Origin of the sequence: Pleomorphochaeta sp. DL1XJH-081 (assembly GCF_049310885.1) — a bacterium.
In the GTDB taxonomy this organism is placed as follows: Bacteria; Spirochaetota; Spirochaetia; order Sphaerochaetales; family Sphaerochaetaceae; genus CAYZJV01.
The window spans coordinates 546,008-560,270 of sequence record NZ_JBMDYO010000001.1 but is presented as its reverse complement, the minus strand read 5'-3'; the positions used below and the strand labels follow the sequence as shown (position 1 = coordinate 560,270).

15 protein-coding genes and 1 tRNA gene are annotated in these 14,263 nt (G+C 46.2%); 9 read left to right on the top strand and 7 right to left on the bottom strand.

Features of this window, described 5'->3' with window-relative positions; genetic code table 11:
• Positions 1-46: 46 nt before the first annotated feature.
• Both ACODJP_RS02570 and ACODJP_RS02565 read right to left on the bottom strand, forming a co-directional pair.
• Entirely contained in the window at positions 47-817 is a 771-nt protein-coding gene (locus ACODJP_RS02570) for a hypothetical protein (protein WP_422478148.1), read from the bottom strand.
• A 17-nt stretch (positions 818-834) separates the two neighbouring features.
• Complete coding sequence (locus ACODJP_RS02565) at positions 835-2,985, bottom strand: sodium-translocating pyrophosphatase (protein ID WP_422478146.1); 2,151 nt, start codon at positions 2,983-2,985, stop codon at positions 835-837.
• A gap of 250 nt (positions 2,986-3,235) precedes the next feature.
• Between ACODJP_RS02565 and ACODJP_RS02560 the strand changes: the two genes are divergently transcribed.
• Together ACODJP_RS02560 and ACODJP_RS02555 are read left to right on the top strand one after the other, a co-directional pair.
• Positions 3,236-3,715 carry a hypothetical protein gene (locus ACODJP_RS02560; protein WP_422478144.1) on the top strand — a complete coding sequence of 160 codons (480 nt, stop codon included), beginning with the start codon at positions 3,236-3,238 and terminating at the stop codon, positions 3,713-3,715.
• A 73-nt stretch (positions 3,716-3,788) separates the two neighbouring features.
• A complete protein-coding gene (locus ACODJP_RS02555; protein WP_422478142.1) occupies positions 3,789-4,337 on the top strand; it encodes a GNAT family N-acetyltransferase in 549 nt (182 codons plus the stop codon).
• 126 nt (positions 4,338-4,463) lie between these two features.
• On the opposite strand, the gene ACODJP_RS02550 is transcribed toward ACODJP_RS02555, so the two are convergent.
• A complete protein-coding gene (locus ACODJP_RS02550) occupies positions 4,464-5,018 on the bottom strand; it encodes a GNAT family N-acetyltransferase (RefSeq protein WP_422478140.1) in 555 nt (184 codons plus the stop codon).
• A 557-nt stretch (positions 5,019-5,575) separates the two neighbouring features.
• A tRNA-Met gene (locus ACODJP_RS02545) sits at positions 5,576-5,648 on the bottom strand.
• Between the two features lie 438 nt (positions 5,649-6,086).
• On the opposite strand from ACODJP_RS02545, the gene ACODJP_RS02540 reads away from it, so the two are divergent.
• The 4 genes from ACODJP_RS02540 to ACODJP_RS02525 all read left to right on the top strand — a co-directional run bounded on the left by ACODJP_RS02540 (position 6,087) and on the right by ACODJP_RS02525 (position 9,389).
• Positions 6,087-6,530: an Hsp20/alpha crystallin family protein gene (locus ACODJP_RS02540; protein WP_422478138.1), complete on the top strand. Its 444-nt coding sequence runs from the start codon at positions 6,087-6,089 to the stop codon at positions 6,528-6,530.
• Positions 6,531-6,686: 156 nt separating this feature from the next.
• A complete protein-coding gene (locus ACODJP_RS02535) occupies positions 6,687-7,028 on the top strand; it encodes an encapsulin-associated ferritin-like protein (protein ID WP_422478136.1) in 342 nt (113 codons plus the stop codon).
• A 16-nt stretch (positions 7,029-7,044) separates the two neighbouring features.
• Positions 7,045-7,836, top strand: coding sequence for a family 1 encapsulin nanocompartment shell protein (locus ACODJP_RS02530; protein WP_422478134.1), 792 nt, complete (start codon positions 7,045-7,047; stop codon positions 7,834-7,836).
• A 113-nt stretch (positions 7,837-7,949) separates the two neighbouring features.
• Entirely contained in the window at positions 7,950-9,389 is a 1,440-nt protein-coding gene (locus ACODJP_RS02525) for an MATE family efflux transporter (protein ID WP_422478132.1), read from the top strand.
• Here the strand turns inward: ACODJP_RS02525 and ACODJP_RS02520 are convergent.
• Entirely contained in the window at positions 9,376-9,717 is a 342-nt protein-coding gene (locus tag ACODJP_RS02520) for a cupin domain-containing protein (RefSeq protein ID WP_422478130.1), read from the bottom strand. The genes ACODJP_RS02525 and ACODJP_RS02520 overlap by 14 nt on opposite strands.
• A 29-nt stretch (positions 9,718-9,746) precedes the next feature.
• On the bottom strand, positions 9,747-10,517 hold the full coding sequence (locus ACODJP_RS02515) for a hypothetical protein (RefSeq protein ID WP_422478128.1): 771 nt from the start codon (positions 10,515-10,517) through the stop codon (positions 9,747-9,749).
• A gap of 195 nt (positions 10,518-10,712) precedes the next feature.
• Between ACODJP_RS02515 and ACODJP_RS02510 the strand changes: the two genes are divergently transcribed.
• From ACODJP_RS02510 to ACODJP_RS02500, 3 genes are read left to right on the top strand one after another with little or no spacing between them, the layout of a single operon-like run.
• Entirely contained in the window at positions 10,713-11,561 is an 849-nt protein-coding gene (locus ACODJP_RS02510) for a sulfide/dihydroorotate dehydrogenase-like FAD/NAD-binding protein (protein ID WP_422478126.1), read from the top strand.
• Positions 11,558-13,063, top strand: a complete 1,506-nt coding sequence (gene gltA / locus ACODJP_RS02505) for an NADPH-dependent glutamate synthase (RefSeq protein WP_422478124.1) — start codon at positions 11,558-11,560, stop codon at positions 13,061-13,063. Before ACODJP_RS02510 ends, gltA begins: the two co-directional genes overlap by 4 nt.
• On the top strand, positions 13,060-13,575 hold the full coding sequence (locus tag ACODJP_RS02500; protein ID WP_422478122.1) for a PTS sugar transporter subunit IIA: 516 nt from the start codon (positions 13,060-13,062) through the stop codon (positions 13,573-13,575). The genes gltA and ACODJP_RS02500 overlap by 4 nt, the downstream gene beginning before the upstream one ends.
• Before the next feature lie 58 nt (positions 13,576-13,633).
• Here ACODJP_RS02500 and ACODJP_RS02495 read toward each other — a convergent pair whose 3' ends face one another.
• Positions 13,634-14,215, bottom strand: a complete 582-nt coding sequence (locus ACODJP_RS02495; protein ID WP_422478120.1) for a 5-formyltetrahydrofolate cyclo-ligase — start codon at positions 14,213-14,215, stop codon at positions 13,634-13,636.
• Positions 14,216-14,263 lie beyond the last annotated feature (48 nt).

The window sequence follows — 14,263 nt, the reverse complement described above, 5'->3', positions numbered from 1 at the left end:
AGTATCGCATAACTTAACTACTTCACACCCAACAGATTAATTGTGTCTAGAAGAAATTAGCACTCCTTCCCCAATCATAATCTATCTCTTTCAGTTGTTCGGAGGATAGCATGGGATAGAAGAGTATTCCTTTTCCTTTGGCAATATAGAAGCCATTATCAATAATTTGATATGAAAACTTCGTATCAAAAGAACGATCCACGGTTTTGGTAATTTTACCTTTATGGTTTTGCACAACGGAAATACAATCTTTCAAGTGATCAAGGTCCCGTTCATACATGCTACCAATATTGCCAGTATCTTCTTTCTCATTAAAATCGATAATACGTATATCATTGAATATGATTGCAGGAACGGTGATTTTCTTAGTTGCATCATTAATAATATAGTTTGCTAACATATTTGGTTCCAAAGAACTCACTACAAATGGGTGAACAGGACACTGTTCTTTATAGAGTCCGTATCCTCTCCAGTTACTAGGTGTTTTATAAGGAGCCGGTTCCAAACATAGCGTAGAACCATCTTTGTTTACTAAGTAGATATTCTTATAACGATCAAGAGGAATGTGCTCAATCACGCGATAAATCGATAAGTAGAGAGAGTGTTTCACCTCTCCACTTGCATGGGTCACACAGTTTTCTTTTGCATACTCCCAATCGAAATAATCACCAAATCCACCCTCTACCTCCGCAAACATGAGGCGTTCTGCAGAGCCCTTCTTTGATCCTCTGGCCATGTAAGCCCCAAATGCTTTCGGTTCTAACTGACTAGCGATGAGAGCTTCAATCGGTGAGAAGACTACATAGTAAAAATTCATACATACACCCCTTTTGTTTAGTTCCTGAGAAGTGAGAACAAGTTGAACTTACTAAAGATTGATACAGCTATTAAGGAAACAATTGCCATTATCTTAATGAGAATATCGAGAGAAGGGCCGACTGTATCCTTTAGAGGATCTCCTACAGTATCACCAACAACAGCAGCTTTATGAGCATCGGAACCTTTACCGCCGAAGTGTCCTTTCTCTACATATTTCTTTCCGTTATCCCATGCTCCACCGGCATTTGCTGTATAAAGAGCAAGCATTACTGAAGAAAGCGTTGTTCCAATTAATAATCCCCCAACAAATTCAGCGCCGAAGAGAAATCCTGAGAAGAGGGGAGTAAGAACGGCAATAAGAGCGGGAACTTTCATTTCAGCTAGAGCCCCTGCGCTACTGATACTTATACACGTTTTATAATCTGGAAGACTTGTTCCACCTATAATACCAGGATCTGCTTTAAACTGTCTTCTTACCTCTTGAACCATCTTTCGTGCAGCATTCGCGACCGCTCTGATCAAAATTCCACTGAATAGATAGGGAAGAGCTCCACCGACTAAAGCACCAACGAGGGTAAGAGGATTTACCATATTCAAAATCATGTCTGCACCATGAACAGCATTTTCACCTGCTTGTGCATAAAGGTAAGACGAGAAGAGAGAAAGAGCTGCAAGAGTTGCAGATCCGATAGCAAATCCTTTTCCAATAGCTGCAGTTGTATTTCCAACAGCATCTAACTCGTCAGTAATACCACGAACATCTGGATGAAGTTTTGCCATCTCACTGATACCGCCAGCATTGTCAGCAATCGGTCCGTATGTATCAACAGACACGGTAACAGTCACAAAACTGAGCATGCCGATCGCTGCCATGGCTACACCATAAAGGCCAGCTGTAATATTTGCTGCAATAATCGCAACTCCTAAGACCATCACCGGACCAATAACAGAAATCATCCCAACACTCATTCCTTCTGTAATGGTAAGTGCGGCACCTTCTGCGCTACTCGCAGCAATTCTTTGTGTTGGTTTGAAATCATAACTTGTGAAATACTCAGCCATTTGTCCAATAACAATACCACTTACAATCCCAAGAACTGCACATACCCAGGGAGAAAATGCACCAAGGGCGAATCCTATGGTATCCAGAGCTTCATCCGTAAAAATGAAATACGAGATCAACCCAGAAGAGATAATAGTTAATCCAGCGCCAACGAATGTAGCAGTATTAAGTTCTTTATGAGGGTTGGAAGATACTTTCTTTACGAGTAAGTAGAGGATTCCTACCATTGAAGATAGGATCCCTGCAGCGGCAACAAGGAGAGGCACATAAATAAGTTTAGCAACAAGGCTTGCATCTATTCCTCCCCTGGAGAAATAGATATAAGCTGCTAGGATCATTGCCGACACTAATGCTCCCACGTAACTTTCCAACAAGTCAGAACCGAGACCAGCGACATCTCCAACGTTATCTCCAACGTTATCGGCGATAGTGGCTGGGTTTCTTGGGTCATCTTCAGGTATTCCTGCTTCAGTTTTTCCTACTAAGTCAGCTCCCATGTCGGCAGCCTTAGTATAGATTCCACCTCCAACACGGTTAAACATTGCAATGATCGAACAACCTAAAGCATAGGCGCTAATTGTCATAGTAAAAGGAATATCACTAATGCCAAGCCAGTTGGTATGGAATTTAAGGTTTTCAGGAGCAACCTGTTTCAAGAGAACTCCAAATATCAGGTAAACAAGAGCAAGTCCTAGAAGGGCAAACCCACCAACAGAGAGCCCCATGACAGAGCCTCCTCTAAAAGCAACGCGCAATGTTTTTCCTAGACTTTTAGTGTTGCGAGCTTCATTGGAGACTCGTACGTTACTAATTGTTGCAATATTCATACCAATCCACCCTGCACTGGCACTCATTAAAGCACCAAATACAAATGCGATTGCACTCGTGGGAGATACAACTATACCAAGAAGGATCGCAATAAAAATCACAACTTTTAAAATTACAGAATATTCAAGCACTAAGAAAGCTCTCGCCCCTTCCTGAATTGCAGCTGCAATTTGCTGCATTTCCGGTGTCCCTGGATCCTTTCTTTTTACTCCATAATAGTTAATTACAGCAAAGGCTAAAGCAGCGATAGCTGCAATGATGATAAATCCTACCATATGACTCCCTCTTAGAAATAAGTGTAATCTACAATGTACTAGATATCAAAGAAGATATTTTTTACATACTAACCCAAAATACGTCCGTATACCAATATGATGGGGCGAAGGAGAATGTATAAATTCTCTCCCGGTAAAAAATCAAGCTTCACAATCCCAAAGGAACCTACCCCGTATTGATCTCGAAGAAACGGATATAAAAAGGAAACACTTTGTTTCACTAAACTGAAGGAGGAATATGTAAGGTTAGATGTTTGTAGCCTATTTCGGAGGCCTTCAGGATGTCCTTCTTTATCCAAAATACTTTCTAACTGTTCCCTTCAGCACAGCGTGCAAAACTTACTTCAAAATATTGTGCAAGGTAACATCAGGCAGACGGCTCGCATATGTGAAGCCCCGGATCGGTATGAATGCATTCGGTAGTGCTTGTGTCACCTACGAGGGGGTGGGGGGAACCAAGAAATGGGAGCGCATCGAAACCTGTGGTCCAAAAGTGGTGGAAAATCTTTGCCAGAGCATCAGCCGCGACCTATTGTGCCATGCCATGCAGCAGTTAGAGTCCGCGGGGTGTCGCATCGTGATGCACATCCATGACGAGGTGGTCATTGAAGCACCGAAGGCAATGGAGGTCGACGAAGTTGGCAGGATCATGAGCATCGTGCCGTCATGGGCTGATGGCTTGAGGCTGAGTGCAGCGGGGTACGAGGCGGAGTTTTACATGAAGGATTGACTTTGCTATTAAAAGGATTGATTGCAACCAAATAGATCTGGTTGTGAATTGAAATTTGTGAGAAACTTGCTACATGAAGAAAAATCCTCGATTACACCAACTCAAAGACACGAGCGAATTGGTTATACGTTCGCTTGAAAAATCAGATGCTCCCTCAGTAGTTTCTTACATGGCTTCCATTTTTACTGAATCTCCCTTTCTTACCCGCTATAGTGATGAGTGGAAGACTACCATTGAAGATGAAGCAAAAATTTTAGAGACTGCAGAAACGGCCGAAAACAGGCTGATGCTTGGGGGATTCCACGAACAGGATCTGGTGGCTCTGTGTGATTTCGCCCCCTTGGGATCCGTCAACAAGATTGCCCACCGATGCCAAATGGGGATTTCAGTAAGGAAAATACAACAAGGCAAGGGCATAGCATCTGTAATGATGGAAAGTCTGCTCTCGTCAGCAATGCAGGCAGGATTTTATCAGATGGAACTGGAAGTGGTTTCAAGCAACAATCCGGCACTCAAGCTTTACGAAAAGTTTGGGTTTCAACAAATTGGTACAATCCCGCACGGGTTCCAGTATAAAGAAGGGTATCATGAAGACTTGTTGTTAATGATGAAGAGACTCTAATACTCATGATATCTCTACTATAAAAATCCTGGTATTAATTCGGATGCCATACAACCGAGGCGTTGGGGGAAACTAAGGAATTGCCCATCAGTGCAACTGGTGATTTGAACCAGAAACGAGTATCTCTCAGATGTGATTTTGGGAAAGGTTTTGATGGTGTATCAGAGTGCGCATGACCAGACCGTCCCACTGGTTCCCATCACTGGTGGTGAAGAAGTTCTGTATGCGTTGGGTCTCTTCAAATCCCCACCGGGTGTAGATGGCTCTGGCGGCTTTCCATTGTTCCGACACCAGGAGGATGGATGATGTTATTTCATGGGCGACAATGGTGTGATTGATCATTTTTGCAAATGCCCTTTTGCCTCTGATATGCTTTCGAAACTTCGGATCAACTGCGAAACTCGAGATGTAGAGTTCTTTTCCCTGTGGGTCATGATAGGCTTTGGGACTATGTGAAAGCTTGAACCGATCAAATCCGTACTGTGTCTCATAGTGCCATAGCTCGCACCAAAGGAAACCAGCCAAGTCATCACCTGAAAAGATGCCCAAGTTGCCGTTCGGAAAGCTATAAAGACGTTCTTCATATATCGATGCGCTTTCCCATACCGCTTTGTCGAAACAAGCATGCTCGATCTCCATGACACGTGGCAAATGGCTGGTTTCCAAAGGTTTTATCTGCATGGCAAGAGTATCCCATGTGTTGCGGGAAAGCTCAATAGGGTTGGCTATTGCATCATTGGGCAGAATAAAGCCCCTACTTATATGTACAACAGATGGTATCGTAAAATGATACGGCAGGAAGGGAAAGGTAGAACATGCATGGACTACTGGTTCCTGCCTACGAGGGATGAGTTTTTCAGATATACCTACACCTGAAGGATAGGCTGGCAGGCAGTTTTATGAACAGGTATTACTGGAGTTCCTCGGGGAAGTATTTTCGGAACCAGGTTCGGTTTCCACATTTTCCAACATAGTTGTGGATTTAGGTGCTGGAAGCATGATTTCGTGATTTCGAGTGCCAGGAACGGAATCCAAAATATCCCTATTGTTCTTTAGTCTCTCATGGTTTGGTCATTAAGGTTTCGTTAGTGGAAACCCCTTTCAAGATGACAAAAGCACTCTTAGGAGACACTATTTGATCCTTCTCCGTTAATCCGCAACTTGATGAAAGTGCGAAGTGAAGGGTAAAACACAAAACAGCCCACCGTTTGGTGGGCTGGATGACTGATAAGTAAGTATAGCAGGGACAGGACTCGAACCTGCGACCTCCGGGTTATGAGCCCGACGAGCTGCCAACTGCTCTACCCTGCGTCGACAAGAACACACTATATCGAGGTAGGGGAAAAGAGTCAACAGCCTAGAGGATGATTCCTGCAATCTTACTTATGGGACAAATTGACCCATGTGGTATGGAGATTGTATGGGAAGAGTAACGGCATGGGACAAGATTCATCAGAATATAAGACATTTGGATTTAGTTGGGACAAAATGACACATTTAGCAAGAAAAACGGTCAAATTTATAGGAATTATGTAGGTTTTAAAGTGACTGGATTGTAGGGTTTTGTGGAGCTTGGTTTGTTCTAATATAGTCAAAGGATCGTCTAAAAACATATAATAAAAGTAAATATAAATAATTTAAAATTTTTTGGAATTTTTGCGAAAAAACTTGGCACGGTTGTTGCATGTATATGAGTGTCCGGTAAAGGACGAGAGAGAAAAAAGCAATAAAAATTACGGAGGTGTGATTATGAAATACATCGTTAACAGAAACCCAAACAATTTGAGCGTGGCTCGCGATTTTGACAGCTTGTTCAACAGCTTGTGGAACAACTGGGGCATTCCCTCGGCGAAGGTTCCCTCGGTAGATATCTGGGAAGACAAAAAGGCCTACGTGGTTGAAGCTGAACTTCCTGGCTACAGCGAGAAGGATGTTGATGTCCACATTGACAAGCACGTGCTGAAGATCTCTTCATTGTGCGAAGCGGAGACCGAGACCAAGAACGACAAGGAAGAGCCGAACTATCTTATCAGAGAACGTTCTTGCAGGGGCTTCGAGCGGAGCTTCACCCTCCCAGAGGGGATCGATGAGGACAACATCGAAGGTGAATTCAAAAATGGTGTTCTGACCATCACCATTCCGAAAGTACCTGAGAAGCAACCAAAGAAGATCGACGTGAAATTCAAGAAATAATTAAGGGTACATCCACCCCTAAGGCCGCCAGCGATGGCGGCCGATTCTATTTTACTATCTGTTTGCCACAACTAACATTTGCCTGGAAGCCGATGTCTTGGTATACTTGGGGAGAACACAATTGGTATACAAACCAACTATTCAGTAGGAGGAAACATGGCATATTCAGAACCGTATGATGCATTGGACGAAAAGACGCGGGATATTTCACGCGCCATCACCAGTCTCCGCGAGGAGCTCGAAGCCATCGATTGGTACAATCAGCGGGTAGCCACATCCAAGGATGCCTCACTGAAAGAAGTCATGGCGCACAATAGGGATGAAGAAATCGAACATGCAGCTATGACCATCGAATGGTTGAGACGCAATATGGACAAATGGGACGATGAGTTGCGTGACTATCTATTTACCTCCGGTTCATTTATTGCGGTAGAAGAGGGTGGCGCATCCGAAGCAACCGATGAATCGTCCCTCTCCATCGGAACCATGAAATCATAGGAAGGAGTACAACACTATGGATATCTTAAAAAGAGAATTGGCACCACTTTCCACCCATGTGTGGGAAGAGATAGAGAGCCGAGCTGCGGAAATTCTCCGCTCTAGGCTGAGCGCTAGGAAAGTTGTACGGGTCGAAGGTCCGAAAGGCTGGAACTTCACTGCAGTACCAGAAGGACGATTGGATCTGGTTGAAGAATCTGGCGATGTGAAAGCTGGCGTGTATCGCGTGGCACCGTTGTCGGAGGCAAGGGTACGTTTTACCCTCAATCGATGGGAGATGGACAATCTCAATAGGGGAGCGAAGGATATCGATCTCGATTCTCTAGATGCAGCTGCCGAAAAGATTGCCGACTTCGAGGAGAAGGCAATCTACCATGGCTTCAAAGCTGGTGGTATCGTGGGGCTGGCTGAGGCCTCATCCCACAAGCCGGTAGCATTCGGCAAGGATGGATCTTCTATCATGGAATCTATCAGTGTGGCATTGGTGACATTGCGCGCTAGCCATGCCCAAGGTCCCGTTTCTTTAGTAGTAGGTACCAAAGGCTGGCTTGCATTGAACAAAGAGGTTCAGGGAATTCCATTGGTCGAACGTATTGAACGTCTGATCGGGGGGAAAGTAATTCATAGCCTCGCTATCGACCATGCCTACCTGTTACCTTACGATGACGAGAATCTCGAGTTGACTATTGGTCAGGATTTCGCTATTGGGTATGAATCCCACGACACCAAGGATGTGACCTTGTTCATCACAGAATCGTTCACCTTCAGGGTGTTGGATCCGAACCTCATCGTACCCTTTACTGTATAGTACGACGAAGTTCTCTATTCCAGAAAAAACGGGCGTCTTTCGGTATACCGAAGGACGCCTTGTTGCGTTCTCAAGGGTTGCCTACACATAGTACTTGGTGGTAGATTGAGCACATGCAAAACAGCACCCCGAAACAACCTCGACTGAATAAAATGGGCGTGAAACCCGTGGGCTCCCTCCTTTTCTCCATGGGACTGCCAATCATGATCTCCATGATGGTACAAGCACTCTATAATGTTGTCGATTCCATATTCATTGCTCGTATTGGAGAAGAGGCTCTTACTGCCATCTCCTTGGCTTTTCCCCTCCAAATACTCATGATCAGCATGGGTGTAGGGACGAGTATCGGTGTGAATGCACTGCTATCTAGGCGATTAGGCCAACAACGGCATGAAGCGGCCTCTGCGGTAGCTATGCAAGGTCTTTTTCTCGCAGTGGTCATATGGATCTTGTTTGCGCTATTGGGATCGATCCTGTCGATCTTTTTCTTCCAGCTGTTTACCGACAATCCCGCGATTGTATCCATGGGACAGATCTACCTGATCATCACCACAACGTTGTCGTTGGGAATATTCGGTCAGTTCGTATGTGAAAGGATCATGCAGGGTACCGGTGATACCATCCATCCCATGATAACGCAAGCCTCGGGGGCTATCATCAATATCATCCTGGATCCGATCATGATATTCGGATTGTTTGGATTCCCCCGGATGGGAATGGCTGGAGCCGCAGTGGCTACGGTTATTGGACAAATGTCGGCAATGGGAATGGCTCTCTTCTTCATGATCCACAAGACCCATGACCTGAGCTTTAAATTCAAGGGTTTCAGGCCCGATTTTTCTATAATCAAAGAAATCTATAGGGTGGGGTTGCCTTCGATCATTATGCAATCGATCGGTTCGGTTATGACCATAGGGATGAACACGATTCTCATAACATTCTCAGCTACCGCAGTTGCGGTCTTTGGTGTCTACTTCCGTTTGCAAAGTTTCATCTTCATGCCAATATTCGGTCTTGCGACGGCCATGATATCGATAGTTGCATACAACTATGGAGCGAGGAATCGTCATCGGATAACCGGAACTATCCGTTTTGCCGTTCTGATATCGGCTTCGATTATGACCATGGGTCTGCTCATATTCCAATTGGTTCCGCAGGTCTTGCTGGGAATGTTCGATGCATCGCCAGATATGATGCAAATTGGCATGAAAGCGCTACGGATCATCAGTCTCATGTTCCCCTTGGCGGGGGTGGCTATCATACTCAGTTCATCGTTCCAGGCTATGGGCAGGGGGTCATACAGCCTCTTACTCTCGATAACTCGCCAGTTGGTGTTCTTGCTCCCTGCTGCTTATCTGCTTTCGATTATCGGAGGATTAGATACCGTTTGGTATGCTTTCTTGGTATCGGAAGCATCTTCCATCGTCATGAGTCTTGTTTTGTACCATAGAATCTACCATAACAAGATCAAGCATCTGGAGCCGGATGGTGTTATCCAGACTCCAGATGGCAGTACTGAAATGAAACTCGCCAAGGGAATCAGTCGAGAATAATCAAAGCCAAGAATACCAATGGCTCGCTCTTCTCATTTCGAATTGCGTGGCTTGCGCCGTTACCGGTGATCACTAGGTCACCTTTCTTTACGATTTTCTCACCATCGGCTTCGGTCACAATCCCTTCTCCACTAATGATCCAATAGTACTCGGTCTCATTCTCGTGGTTGTGTTCCCCGATCGATGTTCCCTGTTTCATTGTAATGGTACTGAACAGGCGGCAGTGTTTCATCTCTTCTGGCATGAGGAAGTCGAGCGTTTGGCAGAGGCCATCGCCACCGCGCATCTGGCGCTCCCTATAGAGCATTTCATCGGCATGTTTGATCATACGTTTCGGTCTCCTTGTCTTATGGTGCATCAATAGAAATTGGCCGAACGACCCCATTCATAATGATGTTCTCTTATCTCATCCCGGTCAGGCATGGGATAGAAGACGATTCCGTCCTTATACCTAGCAAAATAGATGCCATCGGCAATACTTCGGTAGGTGAAGTGGATATCGGCAGAACGATCGATTGTCTTCGACCGTTTCCCCGGTCCCTTGCGTACCTCGTCGAAACATGAACGCAAGTGTTCCCTCCCCCTATAATCGTACAAATCTTCTCCATTATCCGAGTGTCCAGGATTGTCCAAGTCTATGATTTTTACATCGGCAAAGACAATAGCCGGAACAGAGATATGGTTCGTGGAATCGAGTAGATAACGTGAGAAGGGTTCGGGGGGAAGGCTACTGGCCACGAGCGGGGTAACTGGACACAACTCCTTGTAGAGGGCATAGCCCCTCCAGTGTTCCGGATGTGGTCTATCTCCTGGGGAGAGCTGTAAACTCCTCCCATCCTTAGCCACCAGGAATAGATTGCCCAGATGGGAGAGTGGAACTCGCTCCAATACCCGATAGACGCTCAGATACACCGAGTGCTTGGGCGAGCCGTCGGGATGCGCTCTACATGCCCTATGGGCGTAATCCCAATCGAAATCGCTACCGAATTCTCCAGTGAGTTCAGCGAATATGAGTTGTTCAGAAGTGGTTTTTCGCGGTCCGGTCGCCATATAGGACGCAAAATCGCTACTATCCAACATGGAAGCTATCAAGGCTTCGGTAGGCGACACCATCATATAATAATGCATTGGAGGCCTCCTTCGCACGCTTGTGCACAGAAATTGTACCACATCCTTGACAACTATCAATGGATATGGCAATAGCCCTTACAGGAATTGCCCAAAAGAGGCACATCTGGTACGGTAGAGATATTCGCACGCAGGAAGCTTCACCCGGGATCGTTCGGTTGCTTCATGCATGCCCACAACGGGTAGGAGGTCTGCATGTTTACTATTCTGGATAAGAAGAAACTCTCGGCCGAGGTCTTCAAGATGAAAATCAAGGCTCCAAATATCGCTCGTGAACGGAAAGCCGGTCAATTCATCATCCTTCAACAGGGAGGTGTCTACGCCGAACGTATTCCGCTGACTATCGCCGATGCGGATTCCGACGAAGGATCTATAACCATTGTTTTCCAGGCTGTCGGTGATGCTACACATCGTCTAGGATCACTCGAAATCGGAGATGCCATCGAAAACGTCCTCGGTCCATTGGGGCAACCTACTCATATCGAGAAGTATGGTAAGGTTGTTTGTGTTGGTGGAGGGGTTGGCGTGGCTCCTATGCATCCCATAGCCCAGGCTATGAAACAAGCTGGTAATGAGGTGAAGATCATCATCGGAGCAAGGAACAAGGAACTTGTTATTCTTGAAGAAGAGATGAATAAAATTGCCGATGAATTGATTATCTGTACCGACGATGGAAGCTATGGGCGAAAAGCGCTGGTGACCGAACCTCTTAAAGACTTATGTGAAAATTGGAAACCAGATCTGGTAGTCGCGATCGGTCCTCCGATCATGATGAAATTCTGTACGCTTACTACAAAACCATTCAATGTTCCTACGATCGTTTCATTGAATACTATCATGATTGATGGAACCGGCATGTGCGGGGGATGTAGGGTGAGTATTAACGGTGAGACAAAATTTGTGTGTGTCGATGGTCCGGAATTTGATGCTTTTGCTGTCGACTGGGACAATCTGCTGATGCGTTTGGGAACCTATAAGCCTCAGGAGCAGGAGGCTCACCATCGCTGTCATATTGGTTTGAAGATAAACGAGGGGGAAGCATGATAGCTCATCCAGATAAAGCTGAATTGGACAAGGTGGCCGTAGAGCTGCTTCAGGTATATGGTAACAGGGAACTGAAAGCAAAGGAGCGCCTCGCGATTCCTCCACAGGAGATGCCTTCCCAGGATCCCCATGTACGAGTTTCGAATATGGATGAGGTCGCCACCGGTTATACCGAAGCCCAGGTAAAAGTGGAAGCTCTGCGTTGTCTGCAATGCGCTAACGCTCCCTGTGTGAAGGGTTGCCCGGTAGGTATCGACATTCCCCGTTTCATAGCGAAAGCAGCCGAAGGCGACTATGCCAGTTCGGTCGCTGTGATCAAAGAAAGTTCGATGCTGCCTGCAATTTGTGGTAGGGTCTGTCCCCAAGAGTCGCAGTGCCAACTTCTCTGTACCGTAGGAAAATCACTCAAGAGTATCGACAAGGCGGTCAACATCGGTCGCATAGAACGCTATGTCGCCGATTGGGAATCCCGTGCCGGCAAAAGGAAGAATCCGGAAATTGCTGCATCCACAGGAAAGAAAGTTGGTGTGGTCGGAAGCGGGCCTGCTTCTATGACCGCTGCAGCCGACCTGCGAAGAGCTGGTCACGATGTCGTGATGTTCGAAGCCCTACACAAAGCTGGAGGTGTTTTGGTCTACGGTATTCCCGAGTTCCGTCTGCCAAAAAGTATCGTCCAAGAAGAGCTCGATGCCCTTTCCGCAATGGGAGTCAAGATAGAACATAATTTCCTAGTAGGCAGGACTGCGAAGTTGCATGATCTCATGGAGAGGGAAGGTTTTGATGCCCTCTTTTTGGGGACTGGAGCGGGTCTGCCCAAATTCTTGAATATTGCTGGAGAAAATCTGGTAGGTGTGTTCAGTGCGAACGAATATCTGACCAGAAGCAATCTGATGCGGGCTTATGATCGTCATAAGGCTGGAACTCCTTTGTACAATTCAAAGAAGGTGGCTGTTTTCGGTGGAGGTAATGTTGCCATGGACGCAGCTCGTACCGCTAAGCGGTTGGGTGCGGATGAAGTTACCATTGTGTATCGCCGAACCGATGAAGAAATGCCAGCGAGACGGGAAGAGATTGCCCATGCTAAGGAGGAGGGGGTGAAATTCCTCTACCTGCATGCGCCCCTGCGAATTGTTGGTGATGAGAAGGGAATGGTGAAACAGGTTGAATTGATCACCTGTGAATTAGGAGAGCCCGATGCATCGGGAAGACGTTCTCCTGTAGAGATTCCAGGATCTGAGGCGATGCACGATTTCGATACCGTGATCGTCGCTATCGGTAATGCCTCCAATCCTTTGATCGAGAAGACCACCAAAGGCCTTGACGTAAACAGAAGAGGGAATATCATAGTTGATGAAGAGACCTGCGCCACGAGCATGAAGGGTGTGTATGCGGGAGGCGATATCGTACTCGGAGCTGCAACCGTTATTCTTGCCATGGGACAGGGAAGGCGTGCCGCCAAGGCGATGAACGCTTATCTGGCAGGAACGGGGGAGGTAGAGTGAGCACTCCAATCGATTACGATTCGGTGATCTGCCATATCCAGGCAACCTCCAAAAAGGAGGCGATCGACGAAGTCATCGACAAGTGTTCAATCTTCAGATCCTTGCCCGATTTGAACCGCTTCAGAAGGGCTGTTCACAATCGGGAGGCCATAGAGACCACCGGAATCGGCCATGGTATAGCGATTGCACATGGGAAGATCCGTAACCTTTCCCACGTACAGGTTGCCTTGGGACTGTCCGAGTGTGGTGTGGAGTACGATGCCAAGGACGGCTTGCCGGTCCATTTTCTCTTTGTGATAGCAAGCTGTCCTACAAGACAATTCGAGTATATACGGACCCTCAGCGCATTACTCAGGACGGTACGTAGTCCAGAGGTGAGGGGAGAATTGCTGCAATTAGATGATAATTATGAGTGTCCGGATCCTCTCTCTTCCCAAGGAGATTCACTGATGAAGATGTTGGCGGATCAACATTTCTCTTGGTTATGGAAAGACCAGGAAATGCAGGTTTAAGTTCCAAATGAAGCGAGTGCTGCAAACGAAAGCTTGCTTGCAAATCATGCATTAACTTCTAGTAAAGTGCTGTCTCAGTTACGACCAAATTGACCGATAGGTCATGCTCTTCAGTCGGGAGTTTCGACTCGATTTGCACAGAAAAACAAACACCTACATAGGTTCCACTAGATTTTAGTCTTGACAGATACTGGTCATAGAATCCACCACCTCGGCCTAGACGCCTTCTGTGGGGAGTGTAAGCTAGGGCAGGTACCAATACGAGTATTCGTTCATCTTTGGAAGGGGTGACGATCGATGTACAGTTCGAGTCGGGCTCTCCTACATGAAACTTGTTCATGATGATATGGTCTCGCCAATCAGTGGGCATACGGTAGAATTCCATGGTTGATGTTTCAATGCAACGGGGCAACGCCACAGTTTTACCCATCTCCAATGCCCTGTCATACAACACAGAGAGATCAGGCTCTGTGGCTAACGGCACGAATCCCATGACTATGGTGGCCATCTCGAAGCTAGCTAGCGAGAGAATTCTATTCACGATTGCCGTAGAGTACTCTTTTCGCATCGTAGCGGGGATACCTCCAAGTCGGGTACGCATCGCTTCTCTGGTATGCTGTTTTAATTGGACAATTGTCATAACATTGACTATAGCAAGTGGAGAGACTCTCCATCAAGAGTTTTTTAT